This window comes from Pseudoalteromonas sp. Hal040, assembly GCF_037162425.1.
Lineage (GTDB): Bacteria > Pseudomonadota > Gammaproteobacteria > Enterobacterales > Alteromonadaceae > Pseudoalteromonas > Pseudoalteromonas gelatinilytica.
The window spans coordinates 523,252-541,188 of sequence record NZ_JARLUU010000002.1 but is presented as its reverse complement, the minus strand read 5'-3'; the positions used below and the strand labels follow the sequence as shown (position 1 = coordinate 541,188).

Annotated in this window: 16 protein-coding genes; 7 read left to right on the top strand and 9 right to left on the bottom strand. The window is 41.1% G+C overall.

Going from position 1 to position 17,937, the window contains the following annotated elements; genetic code table 11:
- The first annotated feature begins 124 nt into the window (after positions 1-124).
- Positions 125-796, top strand: coding sequence for a YoaK family protein (locus P4S60_RS20035; RefSeq protein WP_337117249.1), 672 nt, complete (start codon positions 125-127; stop codon positions 794-796).
- Here P4S60_RS20035 and P4S60_RS20030 read toward each other — a convergent pair.
- Positions 786-1,694, bottom strand: a complete 909-nt coding sequence (locus P4S60_RS20030; RefSeq protein WP_337117248.1) for an AraC family transcriptional regulator — start codon at positions 1,692-1,694, stop codon at positions 786-788. The genes P4S60_RS20035 and P4S60_RS20030 overlap by 11 nt on opposite strands.
- Positions 1,695-1,871: 177 nt before the next feature.
- Between P4S60_RS20030 and exaC the strand changes: the two genes are divergently transcribed.
- From exaC to P4S60_RS20015, 3 genes are all read left to right on the top strand, one after another.
- Positions 1,872-3,392 (top strand): acetaldehyde dehydrogenase ExaC, encoded by a 1,521-nt coding sequence (exaC, locus tag P4S60_RS20025; RefSeq protein WP_337117247.1) that lies wholly within the window; start codon positions 1,872-1,874, stop codon positions 3,390-3,392.
- Positions 3,393-3,526: 134 nt separating this feature from the next.
- On the top strand, positions 3,527-4,012 hold the full coding sequence (locus tag P4S60_RS20020; RefSeq protein ID WP_337117246.1) for an arsinothricin resistance N-acetyltransferase ArsN1 family B: 486 nt from the start codon (positions 3,527-3,529) through the stop codon (positions 4,010-4,012).
- A 670-nt stretch (positions 4,013-4,682) separates the two neighbouring features.
- Entirely contained in the window at positions 4,683-6,167 is a 1,485-nt protein-coding gene (locus tag P4S60_RS20015) for a S41 family peptidase (protein ID WP_337117244.1), read from the top strand.
- A 104-nt stretch (positions 6,168-6,271) separates the two neighbouring features.
- Here P4S60_RS20015 and P4S60_RS20010 read toward each other — a convergent pair whose 3' ends face one another.
- From P4S60_RS20010 to P4S60_RS19995, 4 genes are all read right to left on the bottom strand, one after another.
- Positions 6,272-6,733: a hypothetical protein gene (locus tag P4S60_RS20010; RefSeq protein ID WP_337117243.1), complete on the bottom strand. Its 462-nt coding sequence runs from the start codon at positions 6,731-6,733 to the stop codon at positions 6,272-6,274.
- A gap of 111 nt (positions 6,734-6,844) precedes the next feature.
- Positions 6,845-7,720, bottom strand: coding sequence for a BamA/TamA family outer membrane protein (locus P4S60_RS20005; RefSeq protein ID WP_337117242.1), 876 nt, complete (start codon positions 7,718-7,720; stop codon positions 6,845-6,847).
- A gap of 8 nt (positions 7,721-7,728) precedes the next feature.
- On the bottom strand, positions 7,729-8,013 hold the full coding sequence (locus P4S60_RS20000) for a hypothetical protein (RefSeq protein ID WP_337117241.1): 285 nt from the start codon (positions 8,011-8,013) through the stop codon (positions 7,729-7,731).
- 38 nt (positions 8,014-8,051) lie between these two features.
- Positions 8,052-8,843: a hypothetical protein gene (locus tag P4S60_RS19995; protein WP_337117240.1), complete on the bottom strand. Its 792-nt coding sequence runs from the start codon at positions 8,841-8,843 to the stop codon at positions 8,052-8,054.
- A gap of 391 nt (positions 8,844-9,234) precedes the next feature.
- On the opposite strand from P4S60_RS19995, the gene P4S60_RS19990 reads away from it, so the two are divergent.
- Together P4S60_RS19990 and P4S60_RS19985 are read left to right on the top strand one after the other, a co-directional pair.
- On the top strand, positions 9,235-10,500 hold the full coding sequence (locus P4S60_RS19990; RefSeq protein ID WP_337117239.1) for an arylsulfatase: 1,266 nt from the start codon (positions 9,235-9,237) through the stop codon (positions 10,498-10,500).
- A complete protein-coding gene (locus tag P4S60_RS19985; RefSeq protein WP_337117238.1) occupies positions 10,452-10,730 on the top strand; it encodes a hypothetical protein in 279 nt (92 codons plus the stop codon). The genes P4S60_RS19990 and P4S60_RS19985 overlap by 49 nt, the downstream gene beginning before the upstream one ends.
- A gap of 52 nt (positions 10,731-10,782) precedes the next feature.
- Here P4S60_RS19985 and P4S60_RS19980 read toward each other — a convergent pair whose 3' ends face one another.
- Positions 10,783-13,023 carry a tetratricopeptide repeat protein gene (locus P4S60_RS19980; RefSeq protein ID WP_337117533.1) on the bottom strand — a complete coding sequence of 747 codons (2,241 nt, stop codon included), beginning with the start codon at positions 13,021-13,023 and terminating at the stop codon, positions 10,783-10,785.
- A 239-nt stretch (positions 13,024-13,262) separates the two neighbouring features.
- Between P4S60_RS19980 and P4S60_RS19975 the strand changes: the two genes are divergently transcribed.
- Positions 13,263-14,126, top strand: a complete 864-nt coding sequence (locus tag P4S60_RS19975; protein ID WP_337117532.1) for an HAD family hydrolase — start codon at positions 13,263-13,265, stop codon at positions 14,124-14,126.
- Between the two features lie 49 nt (positions 14,127-14,175).
- Here P4S60_RS19975 and P4S60_RS19970 read toward each other — a convergent pair whose 3' ends face one another.
- The 3 genes from P4S60_RS19970 to P4S60_RS19960 form a co-directional block, all read right to left on the bottom strand.
- A complete protein-coding gene (locus P4S60_RS19970; protein ID WP_082873990.1) occupies positions 14,176-15,402 on the bottom strand; it encodes a threonine/serine ThrE exporter family protein in 1,227 nt (408 codons plus the stop codon).
- A gap of 149 nt (positions 15,403-15,551) precedes the next feature.
- The gene (locus P4S60_RS19965) at positions 15,552-16,772 is read right to left on the bottom strand and encodes a glycosyltransferase (RefSeq protein WP_337117236.1); all 1,221 of its coding nucleotides are present in this window, start codon (positions 16,770-16,772) and stop codon (positions 15,552-15,554) included.
- Positions 16,769-17,776, bottom strand: coding sequence for a LacI family DNA-binding transcriptional regulator (locus tag P4S60_RS19960; protein WP_337117235.1), 1,008 nt, complete (start codon positions 17,774-17,776; stop codon positions 16,769-16,771). The genes P4S60_RS19965 and P4S60_RS19960 overlap by 4 nt, the downstream gene beginning before the upstream one ends.
- Positions 17,777-17,937 lie beyond the last annotated feature (161 nt).

The window sequence follows — 17,937 nt, the reverse complement described above, 5'->3', positions numbered from 1 at the left end:
GTTCTTAATCGATTTACTTAATTGTAAATTACCATATAAAGAGTCGAAAAAAAGTGTTTTTAGTCATAAAAATAGGCGTACCATAAAAGAATGAGCACGAGAGTGAGAAAAAGGCGAGTAGCGAGTGATTTCTAAGTTACCAAAATGGGTTGAGATTGGCGCATTTATTTTGGCGCTGGTGGCTGGGTGTGTGAATGCAGTTGGTTTACTTAGCTTTGAGCATCAAGCGGTATCGCATTTATCGGGAACTGCCACCTTGCTTGGCGCAGATCTTATACATGGCAATAGCCTTGATGCTTTGCATTTATTAGGCGTATTACTGTCATTTTTAGTTGGGTCTGGTATTGCTGGCTTTTTACTGCATAGTTCAGCACTTAAACTAGGTCGTCATTACGACACGGCATTGTTGATTGAAGCAGGGCTTTTACTGGGCGCACTTTGGTTATTGTTTAATGGCTCGGGCTATGGGCACTTTTTAGCGTCTGCGGCATGTGGTTTACAAAACGCCTTGGCAACAACTTACAGTGGTGCAATTGTGCGTACAACCCATGTAACGGGTATTTTTACTGATTTAGGTATTATGTTTGGTCGGGTTTTACGTGGTGAGGCGCTTGATAAACGTAAGGCTAAACTGTTCGGCCTAATCATTATAGGGTTTATATTTGGTGGCTTAGCAGGGGCGTGGTTATTTGCAAAAATGACCTTTGCGGCGCTTTATGTGCCAAGTGCTATTTGTTTTCTACTTGCCTTAACCTATCGTGTTTATTCTCATCGCAATCCAGAACTTAATGGTTAGCGATACTTTTAGGTGTTGCGCCAAAGGCTTGTTTAAACACACGGCTAAAATGGCTTGGGTTATTAAAGCCTAATTGGTAACAAACTTGGCTAATCGCCTCACCTTTTTCGAGCAGTTTATACGCTTTTTGTAAGCGTAATTGCTGTTGCCAAAGAGCGGGCGTAACACCAAAGGCCAGCTTAAATTGCTGATAAAATTTACTGCGGCTCATACAGGCTATCTTACATAACACATCAATATCAATATTCTCAGCAAGATGCTGTTCTATATAACTTACTACATGGCTTAATGGGGTTGCGAGCTTGCCTTGCTTACAACTTGCTATCATTAAGTCTCGGCTTTGCTGCTGTAACAGACGGGTTATGAGTTCATTGAGTGATAAATCAATTAAGTAATCGCGGTGTTGCTCATTTTCGCTAAACAGGGTGATCATGCGCTCAAGCAGTTGTTGAGTTTGCGGATTATGCTGGGCGTGCACTAACTTGGCTTGATATTGGAAAAAGTCATCCTGGGTAATTTGTTGGTTAAAATTAAGAGCATCAACTACTTGGCTTATTTTATCGGTACTGATTTCAATCGCTAAACAGGTTGTTGGCTGATTAAGAGATGCATTGGGAAAGTCGATTAGCACTCCTTGCTCTGGGGCAAGTACAAATGACTGGTTTGGTAAAAACTCTTCATGGTAATCACTGTCGGCAACATGCATGATTTTTTTACCGCTGATCATGCCACAAAATAATAATTCAGTGGAATGTAAGGCCACTTTTTGGGCATCTAAATAGGTGTCGTAAATACTTAATTCAGCATGTTCGCCTGCAAAACTGACTTTATTTTCAATAAGCACATCAATACGTTGTCGTTTTTCATCTAAACTTCTGTTACTAACTGATGTGTTCATTGTAGCCTCGCTGTCGTCCTAAATTCTGGACAGATAGTCAAAAAGTCTGGACTAGGAATCAAGTGTGTTTTCAGTAACTGAGCTAACTTCAATTGTTAGCGGTTCATTAAACAATAACCTACCGCATAATTTAGTCAATGCTAAATAAAACACAACAATTTGAAGAGAGAACACATTATGATTTATGCAAATCCAGGTAGTGAAGGCGCAAAAATTAACTTTAAAGCGCAGTATGAGAATTATATTGGTGGCCAATGGGTTGCCCCTGTAAAGGGAGAATACTTTGAAAACATTAGCCCAGTAAACGGTAAAGTGTTTTGTAAAGTACCTCGTTCATCAAAAGAAGATATCGAACTGGCACTTGATAAAGCCCACGATGCAAAAGCGGCATGGGGAACAACATCAGTCACCGAGCGTAGCAATATCTTATTAAAAATTGCCGATCGTATTGAACAAAACCTAGAAATGCTGGCAGTGGCCGAAACCTGGGATAACGGTAAAGCAATTCGTGAAACACTTGCGGCAGACGTGCCACTCGCGGCTGATCATTTTCGCTATTTCGCAGGTTGTGTGCGCGCGCAAGAAGGCTCAATCGGTGAGATAGACGAAACCACAGTTGCCTATCATTTTCATGAGCCATTAGGTGTAGTAGGGCAAATTATTCCTTGGAATTTCCCATTGTTAATGGCGGCATGGAAACTTGCACCAGCCCTTGCTGCGGGTAACTGTATTGTTTTAAAACCAGCTGAACAAACGCCTACGTCTATATTAGTGCTGCTTGAAGTGATTGGTGACTTGTTGCCTGCAGGTGTTCTAAATGTGGTAAATGGCTATGGTAAAGAAGCGGGCGAAGCGCTGGCAACCAGTACTCGAATCGCGAAGATTGCCTTTACTGGTTCAACGCCAGTGGGTTCACATATCTTAAAATGTGCTGCTGATAATATTATTCCTTCGACGGTTGAGCTAGGTGGTAAATCGCCAAATATCTTCTTTAACGATGTAATGGAAAAAGACGATGAGTTTTTGAGTAAGGCGATTGAAGGGGCTGTACTTGCGTACTTTAACCAAGGTGAAGTGTGTACGTGTCCATCGCGTTTATTTATTCAAGAAGATATTTACGAGCAATTTATTGAGCGTGTTCTTGCCCGAACTTTACAAATTAAACGGGGTAACCCACTTGATACTGAAACCATGGTGGGTGCTCAAGCATCACAAGCTCAGTTTGATAAGATTCTAAGCTACATCGAAATTGGTAAACAAGAAGGGGCCGAAGTGCTTACGGGCGGTGAAGTCGAGCAACTGTCTGATGAGTTTAACGGCGGTTACTACATTCAACCAACACTGTTAAAAGGCACTAACGACATGCGTGTGTTCCAAGAAGAGATTTTTGGGCCGGTAATTTCAATGTCGACTTTTAAAGATGAAGACGAAGCGTTAGCACTTGCTAATAGCTCTGAGTTTGGCTTAGGGGCTGGTGTATGGAGTCGAAACATGAACCGTGCTTATCACTTTGGTCGTAAAATTGAAGCGGGCCGTGTTTGGACCAACTGTTATCACATGTATCCTGCGCATGCTGCGTTTGGCGGTTATAAAAAGTCAGGGATTGGCCGCGAAACACATAAACTCGCCCTTGATCATTACCAACAAACAAAAAACTTATTAGTAAGTTACAGTGAGAATCCACTGGGCTTCTTTTAAAAGCAATTTCTTATTGTTGTCGAAACTACCCAAACGCCACATCTAGTGGCGTTTTTATTTTGCGTATATGTATTTCCAAACTTGCTTTTCTGTTATTAATTAACCAATCAATATTGAGTAAGGAATTTTCAATCATGATTAGAAATGTAAGGATTGAAGATAGTGATGCCATTGCGGCAATTTACAATCACTATGTTGTTAATAGTACGGTGACATTTGAAGTTGAGGCAATCACAGGTACTGAAATAGCCAAGCGAATACAGGCTAATCTTGATGCTGACTTACCTTGGTTGATTGCTGAAGCTGAAGGTAACGTCATTGGATATTGTTATGCAACATCTTGGAAAGCACGAAAAGCTTACCAACACTCAGTGGAAATCTCGGTTTATTTAGCCGCTGATAGTCATACTAAGGGAATTGGTACACAACTTTACGCTGCTTTGTTTACTCAATTAAAAACGCAAAATATCCATGCTGTTATGGCAGGCATTGCATTACCTAATGAAGCAAGTATCGCCTTGCATGAGAAACATAAAATGCAAAAAGTCGCGCATTTTAAGCAGGTTGGTAAAAAGTTCGGGCAGTGGATTGATGTAGCGTATTGGCAAGTAATTTTATAACGGGCATAAAAAAGCCCGGCGAACACACAAGCCAGGCTTTTCGACAACAATTTGGTTGAGTCACCGCACGTGCAGTGACTCGGAATAAAAAAGCTTAGAGAACACACAAACTAAGCTTTTGACAACAATATGGTTGAGTCACCGCAAGTGCAGTAACTCGGAATAAAAAAGCTTAGAGAACACACAAGCTAAGCTTTTGACAACAATGTGGTTGAGTCACCGCAAGTGCAGTAACTCGGAATAAAAAAGCTTAGAGAACACACAAACTAAGCTTTTGACAACAATTTGGTTGAGTCACCGCAAGTGCAATGACTCGGAATAAAAAAGCTTAGAGAACACACAAGCTAAGCTTTTGACAACAATTTGGTTGAGTTACTACGTGTGCAGTAACTCGGTATATAAAAAAGCCCAAAGAACACACAAGCTAGACTTTTTGTGACAACAATTCGGTTAGCGCAAACACTCTCAATGGTGTGAAGCTGTTTAGCTTAAAAGCGCTGATGGGTTAACTTTAGAGTAATCCTTCTAAACCGACAAACGATTAAAATAAACCTGATAGATGAATTTTTTTAATCTATTCACATGTGAAGTCCTTTTTATTGCCACAACAATGCCTTAGTGATTAAATAGGGTGTTTTTTAAACATAATAATTATTTAAAATGGATTTTTATGAAACGCTTGACGCTTTACTTATCACTCATCTTTACAGCTCTAAACGTTAGCCCTTTTGGTGTGAATTTATGTCGCGCCGATGAGGGCGGTACAGTCACTCACTCTGAAATTAATTGGTCTGAACTTGCTATAAAAGATGTTGAAGCGGCTTATCAGTTATCGGTTATCAATCACCCTGGTATGCATGATGTACGTAACCCAGGCTTTGCTAAACAGCTCGAAAAAGCAAAGCAAGAAGGCTTAAAGCTGGCTGTAAAAGCGCATAGTTCACAAGGTTTTGCTGCGGCTATTGCACGTTTTAGAACTGTTCTACAAGATGGTCATGCGGGAGCGATTGATACCTTACCAAGTGAATTAAAACCACAAAGAAGTTGGCCGGGTTTTTCAACTGTATGGCGCGGTGATGCGTTAAAAGTGTATTACAGCGAATTAGATACAGTTGCCAAGGGTGATAAGCTCGTAAGCTGTGATAATACAGCAATTAATACTTTGATCGTTGAGCGCGTTTTTCGTTATTACGGCGAAGTTGAGCAACCCGGTAGTTGGTGGAATCATGGCTGGCGACTAACTATTGATGACGGAAACCCGTTTTTGTCGCCGCTTAATCACTGCACGTTTGAAAAAGCCGACGGCTCTGTTTACAGCTTAAAGTTAAATTGGCGTATTAGGCCTGATGATGTTAGTGGCAAACTTAAACATGCTTACAATGGCGATAAGTTACCAATCGAACTTAATTGGCCTTTAAAGGATATTGCGTGGATCAGTATGCCAACGTATGCACCCAATGAGCAGCAACAAGCAGATTACCAAACGATGCTGAGCGCCATTGAACAGCAACATGATAAGTTAATGCAAGCTAAAGCTGTGGTACTTGATCTTCGCCATAATCAAGGTGGCTCATCGATGTGGAGTGAGCAAATAGCCTCAGCACTTTGGGGCAGTGGCCAATTTAAATATGGCCGCTATAAGTTACACAAAAATACCCAAGTGTGGTGGCGAACCTCTAAAGGTAATACTGACTATTTTGGCGATGTAGTCGCAAGCTATGATACGGCTAGCCCTTGGTATCAATGGTTAAAGACAACCCACGAAAGTATGCAGGCGGCTTATGAAAAGGGTGAACAATTTTATGTCGAGATAGTCTCAGCAGAGCAACAAGCAATGCCAAAAAACGCCAGTCAGTTTACTACACCTGTTTATGTGATTGTGCCAGGACAATGTGCCAGTGCTTGTTTAGATGCGCTGGATAGTTTTAAGCTTTTTACAAACACACAATTAGTTGGCGCTCCAAGTAGTACAGACTCTACCTACATGGAAGTAAGGCTCGAAACCTTACCTTCAGGCTTTGCTAAAGTGATTCTGCCGATAAAGGTCTATGTAAATAGACCACGTGAAAAAGGCTTTTATTATCAACCTGATATTAAATTCAATGAACTTGAATGGACCACACAAGCGCTTGTTAAAATGATAGCTGAGTTGTAATTAAGCAGTATCTTTAGCAAAGCGTTTGGTAGACCCCTGAGGGGGTTGGTTGAAGTGCTGACCTTGCGGGAAGAAGAACAACACTTTTTAAATTAAATTGTGTGTTAACAGGCTAATTCTGCAGCAGGCTCTTCTGCTAACCAGTTAAGGGCCGCTGTTTTTGACTTAAATACACTCATTACCATGCCAGCTCGTTTATACAAATTGCAGTAGGTATCGCTAAGCAAACTACCGCCTTCAAGCCCTTCTTTTATGACTAAGGCTGTTTTGGCCGGTGCGATGCCTTTACGTCGAAGCTCAACAAAATACACCATTAGCTTTTCAAGTGCCCCTGGTGTTGCCATGCATGAGTTTTCAAATTCAACCAACTCAAACCATTGGCCATAATCAGCGCTGAGTTTGTTGATGTAATCTTTTTGCATAAAAGAGTGCGCGTCAATAATCTCTTCGTTGAAAGGCCCAGTAGCAGTCGTTAAAAGCACATGCTCACGTTGATAAAACTCTACGAGACCATGGGGTTTAAAATCTTTGAATGGATAATGGTTGGTTGATACTTTTTTATGCATCCGTTCAATCCCTGAATATTTATTGAGCTATTGATAATAGCAGTGAAATAAATTAATTCAATCTTTAGGTTTAGCTAATTGCTAAAATAATAACAAAAGTATTAGTTTGGGTTACCAAGTAGAGCCCGCCTGAATGTAAATTGCATTCTGTTCAGGGCCATGGGCTACATCTAAGCCAATACTAATACCGTAATGTTCATCAATTAAATAGCGAAAGCCTGCACCCACCGTATCTATGGTTTCAGCCTTCGATAAGTCAGAAAAGTTATCGGCTGCCCAGCCCATACCAGTAAACACATTGAGCTTTATTTTGTGAGTGATTTTATAGCTCGCTTCTGCTTCGGTAACAAATACATCGAGACCTTGATAGCGAGTTGCAGACACACCGCGTAGGCTAATACTTGGCGGAATATAAACCGGTAAGCGTTTTTCACCACGGTTGTTAACTGAGTCATACTGCATGCGCAGAGCAAAGTTAAATTTATCGGTGTAACGCCAGTAATTTAAGGCGGTAAGCTTTAAGCTCGTGTAATCAACTTTACTGCCAATAGCCTCATCATAATATAAGTATTCGGCCTTATAATTAAAGCCGCGCTCAGGGTTAAGGGGGTTATCTCGGCTATCGTATTCTATTAATGGGCCAATACCTGACGTATTTACATCAAGTGAAAGGTGGTCTTTGATAATATCGTTTTCGAGCAGAAAATCTTCGATAGGGTTTTCGGCTAAGCTTATTTCTACTTTACGATAAATCTGTTTAAAGCCGTAAAAGAAGTTACTGTCGTTATAGCGCAACTTAAGGTTTTGAAACACCGCTGGGCCTTCAATATTCAGCGATAATGGTGTGAGTAGCTTGATCTCGTCGAAGGTATAAAAATCAAGGTTTATACTCGCCCAGCCAACAATCCCTTGATAGCGAATACGGTCTTCATCCCAAAAGGTAATGTGGCCAACAGCACCGCCTTTGGTGCCATTTTTAGTGCCCATTAGGCCCACTAAACTAATGCTTTGTGGTAGGGTAGAGCCTTCTTTTTCTTCTTTTTGGCTTTCTTTTCGTTGTCATGAAAAAACAAGCCAACAACACCAAGCCCAGGTCCTACAGCTGGCTCTGTAATAAAAGTCGGTATGGGTAAAAATGAAATCGGTTCATCAACTTTTTGTTGTTGATTACTTAATTGCTGTTCTGCAGGTTTTATTGCATATTCATCGTAACTTGATGCAAAGCTTTGTGTGCTTAGCAAACTTGCTGTAAGCATATTTATTAGTACAACTTTTTTCACTTAATCCCTTACCTTGTTGTTTCTTGTTACTTAAAATTTTATAGCTGATAATTAAATTCTAGACGATGATCGCCATCCATAAAATCAACGTTTTCATTCCAATTTGCGAAATAGCGTAGATTCATACGCGGGTTAATTTGGTAACTCGCAGCAAATTCATGAGTCAAAATATGGCTTTGGTTTAGACCATAATAATGATCTTTATAGTTATCGCTGCCGCCGATAGTTGTTAACCAAAATGGATTATAATTAAGCCAAATTTTGTCGTTAATAGTGATTTTTGCGTACATACCTACTAAACCATAAGCACCCATAATGGAGTAACCACTGTCACGACTGCCGTCATCTTCTAGGGTATTTTCACCGAGCGATGCTCCCACACCAGCTAACGGGTAAAACGTAAAACGTCCCATAGGTTTTAGTGCTTTTATATAGCTATACGAAACATCCATGCTTTCGTCAGCAACAAGGTTGGCATTCAGGTTATAATTAGCATCAATCTGCGTTGCACTCATAGTGCTTAAATCAACTGAGAAGTTTCGAAAGCGAAATGAGTCAATTGAATCTGTCGTTTTGCTATCGCTTTCCCAGCCTAGCGCATCGCCATATATGCCTTTTACTTCAAAAACATTCATGCCAGCAGTTGTTGCTATACCCGTATCGTATGCTTGACCTACTTTAAGGTTAATACCTTTGTTTGTTGAGCCAACACCTACTTGAGTGTAAACAGCCAGAGGGTCTGACATGTCCTGTACTTCTTTTTGCTCAGCAGCATGGCTTGAAGCAGCAATCATAAGTGCTAGTAAAGAGGGGAATCGAAGAGATGTCATGTGTTTTCCTTACACAAAAGGTTGAATAATAAATGCTTGGTTTAGTTTATTTAAGTTGAATTTAGATACTTTTGGCTTAATAAATATTCGACTTCAGCCTCTAAAGAGGCATCAATTTATTCCTTTCTAAAATAAAAATAGCATAAAAATAGTGACAAAGGCGAGCACAAAAAGCGAACAAGCATCAGTAAATAAAACGAGGCTATCAAAAAGCACTTAAGTATTATTTTGCTATTGTTTTTCAGTGACTTAATACAATTGTGTGATTTTTGTGGAAATTTGATTTAAATCGTTTTTGCCGCTTTTAGATACTAGACTGGATTGTTTTTTAATCTATACTTGAATTTGCTCTTCTGGAGTAAAAAGTACTATTAATGAAAAGGGATGATTTATGAAAAAACTAATAGCGGCGGCTATTTGTGGCTTAGTTTCAACGGTAAGCCTTGCTGCAGATAAACCAAACGTATTAGCCATAATGGTTGATGACGTTGCGCCAATCTCACTCAGTGCATATTCGCACGGTATGACCTACCCAACCCCTAATATTGATCGCATTGCTAACGAAGGTGCATTGTTTACAGACCACTATGCACAACCTAGTTGTACAGCAGGGCGTGCTGCGTTTTTAATGGGGCAATTACCAATTCGAACAGGCTTAACAACAGTGGGCCAACCAGGTAACCCACTTGGCATAAAAGAAGCCGATCCTACCTTAGCTGAATTTTTAAAAGATCGCGGTTATATGACTGCGCAATATGGTAAAAACCACCTAGGTGACTTAGATGAACACTTACCAACAAAGCATGGCTTTGATGAATTTTACGGTAACTTGTATCACCTCAATGTATCCGAAGAGCCTGAACAAGCGGATTACCCGAAAGATCCTAAGTTTGTGAAAAAATTTGGTCCACGTGGTGTTATCGAATCTTACGCCAACGGCAAAATCATCGATACTGGCCCACTTACTCGTAAACGTATGGAAACTTTTGACGAAGAAGTGTTAGAGCGCTCACTTAACTTTATGGAGCGTGCAGTTAAAGCCAAAAAGCCATTCTTTATTTGGCATGCAACGAGCCGTATGCATGTTTACACTCACTTAAAACCAGAAAGCCGTCATTTAGCGACGGGCATTAGTTCGGAAGAAGACGTATTTGGTAGTGGTTTAATGGAGCATGATGGCCACGTAGGCAAATTGCTTGATAAACTTGATGAGCTAAAAATTGCTGATAACACCATTGTTATTTACACCAGTGATAATGGCCCTGAGCAATCAAGCTGGCCTGATGCAGGTACAACTGAATTCCGCGGTGAAAAAATGACAACTTGGGAAGGCGGTGTACGTGTGCCTTTCTTAGTTCGTTGGCCAAACAAAATACCAAAAGGCTTAAAACTAAATGGTATTTCTTCGCATGAAGATGTTTTCCCAACCATTGCTGCGGCCCTTGGTGAAAAGAACTTACGTGAGAAACTTAAAAAGTCAGACAAAGTGTATATTGATGGTGAAAACAACCTAGCTTACTGGACAGGTAAGTCTGATGAATCAGCACGTAATTACTTTTTTATTACTATGAGTCACAACTTACAGCGGTACGTTTTGGTCCATGGAAAATGCACTTTGCAACGAAGCCAACAGGAATATATTACGATGATATGGTAACGCATAGTATGCCTAAACTATTTAACCTGCGTAAAGACCCATTAGAGCACTATGATGGCGTAACAGGGTTTCATCAAATCATGCGTAAAAGTTGGTTGATGCAACCTATTATTGCTAAATTAACGGAGCATGTTCAAACATTTGTAGAGTTTCCGCCTCGTCAAGAGTCGGCATCTTTAAATATTAATGAGACAATTGAAAAAGCAAAAGCATTAAATCATGGTCATTAATTATTAACCATAAGTTAAGTTGAAAAGGGCCTATTAGGCCCTTTTTTAATACTTATTGATTAATGCTATTCATCATTTCGAGCTGTTTCACAAACTGCTCAATTTGCTGGTTACCAGGTACCAAGCGTGCTAGGTTTCTGGCATAAAACAACGCTTGGCTGTAGTTCTCTTCTGCCACATACCACTGCGCCAAACTGTAGCTGATATCTGGGTTATTAGGGGTTAGATTAAAGGCGCGCTCAAGGGCAGATATTGCCGCTGGCATATTGCCTAAATCTTGTAATAGTAGCGCGTAGGTAAACTGATAGTTTGCATTTTCTTGTGCAAACTGTGCGGCTCTCTGTAAATGGTTAAGGGCCGTGTCTTTTTGTTTTGTGCGAATAAGGCTCATTGCAAGGGCATAATGAATATCACCGCTTTGTGCGTTAACCTCTAAGCCTTGTTTTAAGATGGCTTGTGCCGCTTTTTCATCGCCTTGATTACGGTATAAATCAGCTAAATTAACATAAGCAGGAGCAAAAATAGGCTCAACACTGATTGCTTGCAGGTAATGTGTTTTGGCTTGCTCAGGCTTTTGTAATGTGAGCGCCAGATTACCTAAATTGGTGTGGGAATAGCCACGCTCGGCTTGGTATTGTTGAATGCCTTTATACTCATCAAGGGCTGAATTTAAACGCTTGCTGTCTTGCTCATTAAGACCCGCCGGAAAAGGCTGGATTAACATGGCCGCTAGTGCTCTTGAAGCTTCGGCTCTGATTGGTAAATGTTCATCGTCTAAAAGAGAGTTTAATAGGCGCCAGCGCTGATTGATATCAAATGGCATCGCCGCTTCAATGGCCGCTTGGCGTTTTAATGGCTCGCTGTCTTTTACTGAGCGAGCAATCGCAACAACGGCATTATTATCTGGGCTTGCAGCTAATCGGCTTAATGCTGAAGCGCGGATAATGTCAGGAAAGCCTTTATCTTGTACGATTTTGGTCAACATGGTTGAGGCATTAGGTAAACGGTTATCGGCGGCATAAAATGCTTCAGAAAAATGCGCAGTGCCAAGGTGTTTTGAATGAGGATGCCAGTCTTTTATTTTGCCAACCGCCCACTGCGGTGTCTTATCTTCATGGCAGCTATTACAGGCATTTGGGGCATTGGTTTTTAATGTTAAATCTGGGCGCGGTACCCGAAAGCTGTGGTCGCGCCTTGCATCAACTTGCATATAAGTAGTAGTGGGCATATGACAATCAACACATTGGCTGCCTGTACTTGCCACTTTATGACCGTGATGTTTCGGCGTATCGAACACCTCTTGGCTATGACATTGCGTACAGGTTTGATTACCCGGCAGCTTTAATTTACCCGAATGAGGGTTATGGCAATTACTACATGTTACCCCTGCATTGAACATTTTACTTTGTAAAAATGAGCCCCAAACATAGTCTTCATCCCACACTTGACCATCAACGTGATAAAGCTCAGGAGTCAGTAATGAGCCTTGAAAGCGTTGTAAAAAACTGTGAGGGTCTTTGCGGTCGTCAAGTTGTGAGCGGCGAGCATGACAAGTTGCACACACTTGCACTTGCTCGCTTTTTACTAGAGGCTGCACGCTCTGCATACTGCCATCGGCTTGTTGAGTAAACAGTGGGGTTTGCTTTTTAATATTATGCGTAAAGCCCTTATCGGCAATACTGCTATCGCCATCAGCCCATTTCAAATGAGCTTGTGTATCGCCATGGCACGCTTTACAGCTCACGTTAATGCTTGAATAAGTTGAATCAAAGCTATTCGTTTTAAGGTCAAATTGCTTTTTGAAATCTGTTGAATGGCAATCGGCACACATGTGATTCCAGTTTTGGCCTTTTTGAGACCAATGAAATAGGTCGTGTTTTTTCTGCTCAGGATGCAGTACAAACCAGCGCTGACCGCCGTCTGCTTTACTGCGCGAGTCCCATGCAAATGGAAACAGCTGAATGTGGCCTTGACCCATATCAAACATGTATTGCTGCAATGGTTCATAACCAAATGTGTATAAAACAGGGTAGTCGGTCAGCTTGCCATCAAGGTTTGGCATGCTTATAAATAGTTGTTGGTCTTGTTGATAAAAGCGCGCTTGCTGGCCTTGATAGTCGAGGGTTTGTTCGTTGAAATTACCAAGCACCGAAGCGGGAGTGGCTTGTTCCATAGCATGAAAATGATGGGATGTTTGCCAGTCTTCAACTTGGCTTTGATGACAGTTCACACACTGAGGTTCTGCAAATGCACTAAATGCGAAAAAGCTGCATAACAGCCAAGCCAATCTCATCACTGAATAAATCCTTTTTATTTTTCTACATCAATAGCAGCTTATCTTAGATAGCTTTGTATAAGCAATGACTGTGTTGGCTTGAATCTTATAATAGCGCTAAGATAACAAGAAGATCAGAAAATAAAAGAGGGAATTTTTAATGAAAAATATTTTACTGTTATTAGTGTGCTCATTTTTTTAAGCCTGCGTATGCAACATCTGAACTTGCTAGTTGGAACGAGTCTGCAAAGAGCAGAATAACTGAGTTTGTAAAAGTAACAACGACGATTGGCTCTGATAATTTTATTCCTGTAGCCGATAGAATAGCTGTATTCGACAATGATGGAACTTTATGGTCTGAACAGCCCGCTTACTTTCAATTGCTATTTGCGTTAGACCAAGTTAAGCAACAAGCTTCTAAAAATCCAACATGGCAAACAAAACAGCCATATAGCGATATTTTAAAAAATAACATACCAAGTAGCTTATCAGAGGAACAATTGCTGGAGCTTGTAAAACAAACGCATACAGGGATCAGTAGTCGTGAATTTCGCGAGCGAGTAAATCAATGGATTAATGATTCTGTCCACCCAACAACATTAAAGCCTTATACTGAAATGGTCTTTCAACCTATGCTTGAATTACTGAGTTACTTACAACAACACCAATATAAAACGTTTATTGTTTCTGGCGGGAGTGTCGAGTTTATGCGTGTGTGGGCTTTTGAAGTGTATGGTATACCCAGTGAACAAATAATCGGGAGTAGGTTTGCCAGTGAGTACCGGGTTATTGATGGTAAACCACAGGTTTTTCATTTAGATAGAATTGATTTTGTTAATGATAAAGAGGGCAAACCAGTTGGTATTTATCAAGCTATTGGAAAGCGACCTGTTATTGCTTTTGGTAATTCGGATGGTGACCGCGCCATGCTTGAATGGACGGCTGCTGGAGAAGGACCTAGGTTTAGTGCTTTAATTCATCATACGGATGCTTTGCGTGAGTGGGCTTATGACAAGCACTCTCATGTAGGTAGGCTCGATGAAGCTTTAAATCAAGCAAAGTATGAAGGTTGGCTTGTCGTAGATATGAAAAAAGATTGGAAACAAGTGTATCCAAATTAACCTAATCTTTAACTAAAACAAAAAGCCCGAGAAACTCGGGCTTAGTACGTTATAGACTTTTCTTCGGTGGCAGCGCGACGTTAGCAAAGATAAGCCCCGCGACTAATGACATAAATATCAAGAAGGTTTGTTGGCCTATATGCTCTGCATAAACGAAATCTTGACCTTCAATTAAAGAGTTCAAACCAATATAGGTTTTACTTCCTGGTACTAATACAATTAAACCTTGCATGGCTACAATAGAAGCTGGTGCATTAGCAACACGGTTAAACAAGTTACTGAACACCCCAACAGATAAAGCGCCAACAAATGTGCCCAATGTGTAGTCTAGATACATGGCTGAACCAATACTTGTGCCATACGCGATGAAGCCAGAAGCAATAGACCAACCCGCATGCTTTAGTTTGGTTCTAAAAATGACAATTAGGCTGCTACAGAGCATGAATATAGCAAGCCATGCGGTCCATTTTGGTAAAGGCTCTGGTTGCACGTAGTCTGCTTGACCAAAAATAGCGAAACCAATACCAATACCAATGAAAGCACCAAAATACAGCTTAAACAGCAGCATGAATGAGTCCATCACCCGTGCTGTACCAGACACCAAGTGCCTTGCTGCTAACTCAGCTAATCCAAGTGCTAATGCTAAACCGGGTATAAACACAATGATGGCTGAAAGCACCACCAATCGTATATTTATTTCGGCATCTAGGTAAACACTGACCGCACACGCGATAATTGCAGAAACAATGGCAACTAAAGGCTCAAGCATATGCGCAACGCGTTTTGAGCGTGTTGACCAAAGCACAAACAAATACACCACTAAGGTGATCAGTGCTGACCAAAATACATCATTCCAGCCTGTGCCCATTAACATGGCAAATGCACCACCAGAGGTTGCAAAAGCAACGCCGGTCATAAATCTATTATATGGGTTTGGCAGGTTATAAATGATGTCGAGTTGTTTATCGACCTCTTGTAGCGTTAGCTCACCGTTAAGCATTTTGTTTACTAAGTCATCGGTATCTGCCAGCGAGCCTAAGTCGTGATCGCCCGGATCAACACGCGCAACATGGGTGTACTCTTCTTCGTGACCATCTGTCCAAATAACAAAGGTGACAGATGTTGGCGACATAACAAAAGATGATTTTAAGCCGAGGTAAGTCGCAACTTCCATTAAGTGCGCTTCTAGTCGGTATGCAGGTGTACCGTATTTATGAAGCATTTTGCCAAGCTTCACGATAAATTTTCGTTTTTCAGTAAACGTTGCGGTTTTCAAAGGCGTTTTGAACCAAAGGTTAAATTGTTCAGTTAAGGATAGACCAAAATTCAATAAGATATAGTCTAGTAGCAAGACTATATCGCTTAAATTGACCAGCGCGATTTTAGCGGCAAAAGCCGCTATGTCTAGTGTTATTTACGGCAAAATTACTTATTTTTTGCTTCAATCCACTGCGCCATATATTGGGTCGAACGCATGGTGTGATGTTTGAGCATTTGGCCTGTAAAATTTAGCTCTCTATGCAGTGCTAATGACTCACTAATAGCGGTGATTTTAGCGATTAACTGCGACTGAAGTTTTGATTTATCATAATATTTTTGCAATAACAGCTGGCCATTTTGCTGTGCTTGGGTAAACAGAGCTTCATCTTGATAAAGTGCCACTGCTGCATCAGCAAATTGCTGTGCATCTTCACAGATTGCGCCTGACCATGGTTCGTCTTGATGCATGCCTTCACTACCAATTGGACTTGTTACGCTTGGCGTTTGCATGATCATCGCTTCGAGTAACTTGCCTTTAATCCCCGCCCCAAAACGCAGTGGCGATAAACACACACGGGCATCTTCCATTACTTTATAGGCATCATCTGCCCAGCCCTTAATTAAAAATCCGGTTTTCGGATTGTTAAGGGCTGTCGCCTTTGGTGGCGGGTAAGAGCCATAAATGTGGAGTTCGGCATCAGGTAATTGTTTGCGGATTAGCGGCCAAATTTGTTGTAAGTACAAGACAGCGTCCCAATTTGGTGCATGACGAAAATTACCTATGGTCATAAAGTGTTTGCGCTCAGAAAATGCTTTGGTGCTGGTGGGAATATGCTGTAAATCAACCAAAAATGGTAAGTGGTGAAGTAGGGAGCTATCGACTTTGAAAACATCATTGAGCAGCAGCATCTCGTAGTGAGAGATAATTAAGCTAATGTCTGAGCGTAAAATAGCTGCGATTTCTCGTTTTGCAATATCACTGTGTAAATCGCTATGGCTGAATGCTCGACCTGCTTTATGAGCGTCGTGACGGGCATTTCTTAGGCACTGTAAATCTTCGGTATCAAGAATCTTAAGTGCATTAGGGCAGTATTTATCGACTCGCCAACCGAACTGTTCTTCCATCATAAAGCGGTCAAACATCACAATATCGGGGTTATACGCTTGCACGTACTCATCAAAGCTTGAGCAGTTTAAAGCAATGACCTGTGTGGTAATGCCATCTTCGCTGAGATCCACCATGTGCTCGGTTTTTTGCGCTGGGCTTGCAAATTCGACTTGCCAGTTTTCTGCGCGAAAGGCGCGCAGGAGTGACATCATGTGGGTGCCGGCTGCCGACGAATTAGGCTCAGGCCATACATAGCCTACCACTAACACTTTTTTCATTGACTTGAGTCTCGTATTTTTAAGTTAACATCCACCAAAGTGCGAACTGGGGGTGTTGATTTATCTAAGAGTTCTTTTAACACCTGACAGGTGCGTTTACCGATTTCATTGGCATTAATGGCGATGGTTGAAAGAGAAGGCAGCATTAAGCGCGAATCTTCTAAGTCATCAAAGCCAATAACTTTGATATCTTGACCCGGCTCGAGGCCGTGTTGACGCATTGCTTCAATCGCGCCATAGGCAATCACATCATTAAAACAGACAATGGCTTTGGTATTTGGCGCTTGCTCTATAAGGGCATTAAAGGCTTCTCGGCCACCTTGACGATTTGTCGGCGCTTGAATAACGGGTTTTTCATCGGTGATATTAAATTGCTCAAGCGCAGACAAAAAACCACTTAACCGTTCATGGTAATCAGATATTTCTGCGGTGCCGCCTAAAAAGGCAATTTCTTCAATGCCTTGTGATAAAATATGGCTGGTTGAAATGTGCGTGCCTTTTTTGTTGTCAGGCAAAATACACGGCGCTGCTGAAAACGGAATTTCACGCATGATATTAATAACCGGAAAGCCGCTATTTATTAAATCATCTTGCCACTGCTGCTGTGTGCCCGGAGCCGGACACATGATGAACGCCGAAACGTTGTACTCTTTTAAGGTTTTTACCACTTGGGTTTGTCTTTCTACACACTCTGCAATATTCACCAGCATTGGCAGCATGCCAAGTTCAAAAATGTGTTTTTCGAGACCAACAGCAAGCTGAGCTGAATAGGGGTTGGTTAAGTCGTTTATAACCAACGCAACTAGGTTTGAGCGTTTACTGCGAAGTGCTGCAGCATCACGGTTATATACATAACCAAGCTTATCAATGGCAGCCAGTACTTTTTCTTTACTTTTTTTACTGACCTTATCACTGTTGGTAAGGACCAAAGACACGGTTGATTTTGAAACTTGCGCTTGTTCAGCAACATCCCAAATTGTGACTTTGCCTGTCGATTTTTTCATTTTTATTAGCAAAAAGTGGTGAATAGAGTGCTTTTATTTTAGCGTAATTTAGCAGTTTAAGTCACTGATTGGCTGCTAAAAGACTCGAAACTCTTTATGAAATGCTGCAAACATGTTCTACTTGTTTACAGAATAGAAAATAAAAACGAAAAAGGAACGAA